Source organism: Chrysiogenia bacterium, assembly GCA_020434085.1.
Taxonomy (GTDB): Bacteria; JAGRBM01; JAGRBM01; order JAGRBM01; family JAGRBM01; genus JAGRBM01.
Genome location: JAGRBM010000168.1, coordinates 1 through 5141 on the forward strand (window position 1 = coordinate 1; position 5141 = coordinate 5141).

General features: G+C 62.5%; 4 protein-coding genes. 3 read left to right on the top strand and 1 reads right to left on the bottom strand.

Annotated elements, in window-relative coordinates; all coding sequences use genetic code 11:
• Positions 1 to 712, bottom strand: a 712-nt coding sequence (locus KDH09_05680; protein ID MCB0219167.1) for an alpha/beta fold hydrolase, incomplete at its 3' end; no start/stop codon positions are given.
• Between the two features lie 322 nt (positions 713 to 1034).
• Here KDH09_05680 and KDH09_05685 point away from each other — a divergent pair.
• The 3 genes from KDH09_05685 to KDH09_05695 all read left to right on the top strand — a co-directional run.
• The gene (locus KDH09_05685; GenBank protein ID MCB0219168.1) at positions 1035 to 1715 is read left to right on the top strand and encodes a response regulator transcription factor; all 681 of its coding nucleotides are present in this window, start codon (positions 1035 to 1037) and stop codon (positions 1713 to 1715) included.
• Complete coding sequence (locus KDH09_05690; GenBank protein MCB0219169.1) at positions 1705 to 3210, top strand: HAMP domain-containing protein; 1506 nt, start codon at positions 1705 to 1707, stop codon at positions 3208 to 3210. Before KDH09_05685 ends, KDH09_05690 begins: the two co-directional genes overlap by 11 nt.
• Before the next feature lie 279 nt (positions 3211 to 3489).
• A partial coding sequence (locus tag KDH09_05695) for an MMPL family transporter (protein ID MCB0219170.1) occupies positions 3490 to 5141 on the top strand: 1652 nt, incomplete at its 3' end.

Sequence of the window (5141 nt, forward strand, 5' to 3'; positions counted from 1 at the left end):
ACCACTCCTGCATCTGCCGGATGAGGTGGACGGGCAGGTTCTCCACCGCGCGGCGCCCCAGGCGCACCAGATCCTTGCGGTCCATGTTTTCGCCGTTCCAGAGGACCTTGTCGCCGCGCGAAACGATTTCTTCGAGAAAGACCGGTGCCAGGGGCATGGCCAGTTGTAGCAGTAGCTTCTGGGGAACGAAGGGCAGAAAGCGCATGGCGGCGCTCGGATCGCCCACCACGCCGCCGAGCTCGGCATTTTTCTCGTCGGTCATCAGCGGCGAGCCGATGGTCGTCGCCGTGCGGATGAGCCCGTCGTCGACCGCCTGCATCATGGGGTAGGCAAGCATTCCTCCCATGGAATGGCCGATCCAGTGAACCCCGTCGGCGCCGGTCTTGCTGGTCACAAAGCGCAGGGCAGCGGGCAGGTCGTGGACCACGTAGTCGTCAAAGCACCAGTTGTAGCGCAGCCTGTTCCAGGGCCGGGGTTTCGAGCTCTCTCCGGCGCCGCGCAGCTCGACTACCCAGACGTCGTAGCCGTTGCGGTGGAGGAACTTGGCCAGGGATTTCTCGCGCCCGTAGTCCAGGTCGTAGCGGTTCGATCCCAGGCCGTGGCAGAGGAAAACCGGGTGCTTGCGGGTGTTGCGGGCATAGTTGTGCAGGGCGACTTTCCAGCCGTCCCGGGTTTTGACGTGGTGCGTCTCGGCACGTGGGGTCTCGGGCATCGGGTCTCTTCCCTCCGGGCGGGCCCGGATGGCCCGTATCTTAGTGGAGCGGGCCGTCCCATGCTTGTAATCCCTGCCACAGGCGGCGAAAAGCGCTGCGGGCTCGCGGACCCGGCAGGCGGGCGGCAGGGCGCCCCCGGATCGGGAAAAATGAAACGATTTTAACTGGTTAAGGCGCTCTACCAGTTGACTACTTCGCGCCGGCGGCCCTAATTTTAATGAAAGCGATTGCAGGAAACCCCTGCGAAGCATCCGGGTGGGGGCATCCGGAGCCCCCGGCCAGTGCCGGGCAGCCCGGAATGCCAAGGAGCATGCAGGATTCATGAGAATTCTCGTCGTCGAGGACGAAAAGAAAGTCGCCAGCTTCATCAAGAAGGGGCTCACCGAAGAATCCTACGCCGTGGACGTCGCCAACGACGGCACGGAGGGCTTCGACCTGGCCAGCACCACGACCTACGACCTGCTGGTGCTCGACCTGATGCTGCCAGGCATGGACGGCTTCCAGATCATCGAAAAGCTGCGGGCCCAAAGCAACGACACGCCGATTCTGATTCTCACCGCCCGCGACCAGATCGACGACCGCGTGCGCGGGCTCGATCTGGGTGCCGATGATTACCTGGCAAAGCCCTTCGCCTTTACCGAGCTCCTTGCCCGCGTGCGCGCGCTGCTTCGCCGCGCCGGCGGCCAGCGCGCGGCCACGCTCAAGGTGGGCGAGCTCTCGCTCGATCCGGTTACGCGCGAGGTGCGACGCGGCGAACGCAAGATCGACCTGACCGCCAAGGAATACGCACTGCTCGAATTCTTCATGCGCAACAAGGAAAAGATCCTCACGCGCACGATCATCAGCGAGCACGTCTGGGACATCAACTTCGATTCGATGACCAACATTGTCGATGTCTACGTCAACCACCTGCGCAACAAGCTCGAAGAGACTCCCGAAGAGGCGCGCCTGATTCACACCGTTCGCGGCGTAGGGTACGTGATGCGCGAAGATGCCCCGTAACCGAGACTCCAGAGAGCTGACGATCCGGCAGCGGTTGATCGTCTGGTATATGAGCCTGCTGCTGGTGGCCCTTTCGGGGTTCTCGGGAATCCTTTACGCCCTGCTAAAAAACTCGCTCTATTCGAGCGCCGATGCGGCGCTTCGCTCGGCGGCGGTGAATGTCGCGCGCCTGAACCTGCAGGGAAGCCCCGGCCTGTGGCCGTTGACCAGCCAGCGCGATCTGATGGAGCGCATGCTCGGCATGCGCGGCGTCGACAAATACGTGCAAGTCATCGACATCACCGGCCTGCGCGCGCCCGAGTGGTTAGAGCGCAAGAAGGACGACTTCCCGCTCTCGCAGCTTGCGCTGCGCAACGCGGTGCAGGGCAAGCTGACTTACGAGAGCTTCCGCTTTCTTGGCCCCGAACCCGTGCGCGTCATCACCATGCCGGTGATTGCGGGCGGGCGCTTTACCGGCAACCTCGTGCAGGTGGGCGCTTCGCTCGAGAGCGTCGAGCAGTCCCTGGCCAAGCTGGCGTTTACGCTGATGCTGGCGCTGCCGGGCGTCTTGCTGCTGGCCAGCGTGGGCGGGTGGTTCCTGGCCAACCAGGCTTTGAAGCCCGTTGACCGCATCACCCGCACCGCGCGGCAGATCGGCGCGGAGAACCTGAGTGAGCGGCTCGAAGAGCCCGGGACAGACGACGAGATCGGGCGCCTGGCACAGACTTTCAACGAAATGCTCCAGCGCCTGGATGAATCCTTCGACCAGATCCGCGCGTTTACCGCCGACGCTTCCCACGAACTCAAGACGCCGCTGGCCATTCTCAAGGGCGAGATCGAGCTGGCGCTGCGCCGCCCGCGCACGGTTGAAGAATACCAGGAGACCATGGTCAGCTCGCTCGAAGAGATCGACCGTCTCACGCGCATCACCGGCGATCTGCTTCTGCTGGCCAAGTCCGATGCCGGCAGCATCCCCATGGAGTTTGCCGAGGTGAACCTCTCGGCGCTCGTGGAGGAAGCGGCCATGCACGTCCAGCCGCTGGCCGAGGCCAAGCACCTGACATTCGAAGTGCTGCCGGGTCTGGCCGATGTGCAGATCCAGGGCGACGTGTTCCGGCTCAAACAGCTTGTGCTGAACCTCGTCGAGAATGCGATCCACTACACGCCCGAGGGCGGGCGCGTGGTGGTGCGCGCGACGCGGGCCAATGCCTTTTATGCGGCGCTCCAGGTCTCGGACACGGGCATCGGCATTGCCGAGGAAGACCGGGAGAAGATCTTCGAGCGCTTCTATCGCACCGACAAGGCGCGCAACCGCCGCGAGGGCGGGACGGGTCTGGGGCTCTCGATCGTGCAGTGGATCGCCGAGAGCCATGGCGGAAAGATTGAAGTGGAGTCGGCGTCCGGGCGGGGTTCGACCTTTACGGTCTACCTGCCGCGACGTCAGGGAGAGAAACGTCAGGTGCCGCTGGGATCGCTTCCCGATCCCCGGATGCTGCACCCCGAACAGATGCACTGAGCGCGCACAGGGCCGGGTATTCAAGAGGTGTCATCGCTGAGCGAAGCGAAGGATCGCGTTGTCGAAGATTGTTGCTGATTCCAGCCGATTCTTCGCTTCGCTCAGAATGACGCCTCATTGGAGCGGTGTCCCCCTGATGCAGGAATACAGGTTTTTACAGCGCCTCTCCCTGTTTTCGGCCGGGGGAGTTTGCTAGGCTCGCGCCGGTTCCACAATGTTTCGGCGCACAGCGCGCGGGCCCATCACTGATTCAAAGCATCCCGGCAGGAGCAGGCGAGCGTGGTTGAACAGATTTCCAGCCTCATCTTGAAGCGACGAAAGCTCATCCTGGGCATCGTGATCGTGCTGACCCTGGGACTTGGCTGGGCGATTACGCGCCTGCAGATCGTGACCGACTTCGAGGCCTTTTTCCTGCCCGGCGACCCGGACCTGCAGAGCTACACCGAGCTCAAGAAGCACTTCGGTTCCGACGAATTCATCCTGATCGCCTACGAAGCGCCCGAGAGCATCTTCACCAAGGAGACGCTCAGCGAGATCGCCGAGATTACCCAGCGCATCCAGGGCGCGCCCAATACCGCGACGACGCTCTCGCTGACCAACGCCAAGGAGTTCAAGAGCACCAAGGACGGCCTGCCCGTCGGCGTGCCCATTGTCGAGGATGTCTCGCTCTCGCGCCTTGGCGCCGCCATCGTCAAGACGAAGATCGAAGAGAATCCCTTCTACGACAACCTGCTTGTTTCCGAGGACGACAAGACCGCGTTCATCGTCGTGCAGATGCGCAATCCCGGAAACGACAATTTCGTGCGCCTTGAAATGACAAAGGCCATCGAGGAAGTGATCGCGCCCTTCGACAAGGGCAACATCCACATCGCCGGCACGCCGATCTACCTGACCGAGCTCTACCGCCTGATTTTGAGCAACCTGGTCATTCTGGGCGGCGCGGCGGCGCTGCTTGTCGTGCTGCTACTCTGGCTCTCTCTGCGCAGTTTTACCGGGATCATCATCCCCATCACGATTTTGTTACTGAGCGTGGTGTGGAACATGGGGATCTTCGGCGCCGCGGGCGCGCCGCTCACCATTGCATCCTCGGTGGTGGTGCCGCTCATTGTGGCCATTTCAGTCACCAACTCGATCCATTTCCTGCTGGCCTACACCGGTTTTCTCGATGAGGAGAAAACGCCCGAGAAGGCCCTGCTGCGCGCGATGACCCACATCATCCCGCCGGCTTTCTATTCGAGTTTTACGACCGCCGTGGGCTTTCTCACGCTCACCAGCGCGCGGGTGCTGCCCGTGGTGCAGACGGGCCTCTATACGGCGGCCGGCGTGATGGCGAGCTTTGTTCTCACCATCACGGTGATTCCCATCGTGCTCAGCTACTTCCCCAAGGCGCCGGCAAAGATTCCTCAGCGCGAGGGTGAGGACGCCGACATTCTCAGCCGCATCCTCGACAAGTTCGCCGACCTGAATCTGACAAAGGCCCCGTTCCTTGTGGTGGGTTGGCTGGCACTGGCCATCGGGGCGGGGGCGGCGATCAGTCTGATTCGCGTGGAGACCAATCCGCTGACCTTCTTCAAGAAGGGAAGTCCCATGCAGCAGACCCATGCCTATTTCGAGGAAAAGCTCGGCGGCACGCTTCCATTTGAAATGATCGTCCAGGGTGAAAAGGGCGACTTCAAGGACCTGCGCAACTATGCGAACCTCAGCCGGCTCGAGCGCTACCTGGATTCCATCAAGGAACTCCACGGCGTGGTAGGCACGCCCGACGTGGTGCGCGAGGTGCACAACGCACTGAGCGGCGACGGGCGCAAACTTCCCTACGACCATTCGACCTTCTCGGGGGAGACACGCCTCATCGACCTGGCGCGCAACCAGTTCCCGCCGATCAACCAGTTCATCGACCGCGACTGGAGCCAGGCGCGCTTTACCAGCCG

Excerpts from the sequence above, each read along its gene's own strand:
- KDH09_05690 (MCB0219169.1), top strand. The coding sequence starts at position 1,705 with ATGCCCCGTAACCGAGACTCCAGAGAGCTGACGATCCGGCAGCGGTTG.
- KDH09_05685 (MCB0219168.1), top strand. The coding sequence starts at position 1,035 with ATGAGAATTCTCGTCGTCGAGGACGAAAAGAAAGTCGCCAGCTTCATC.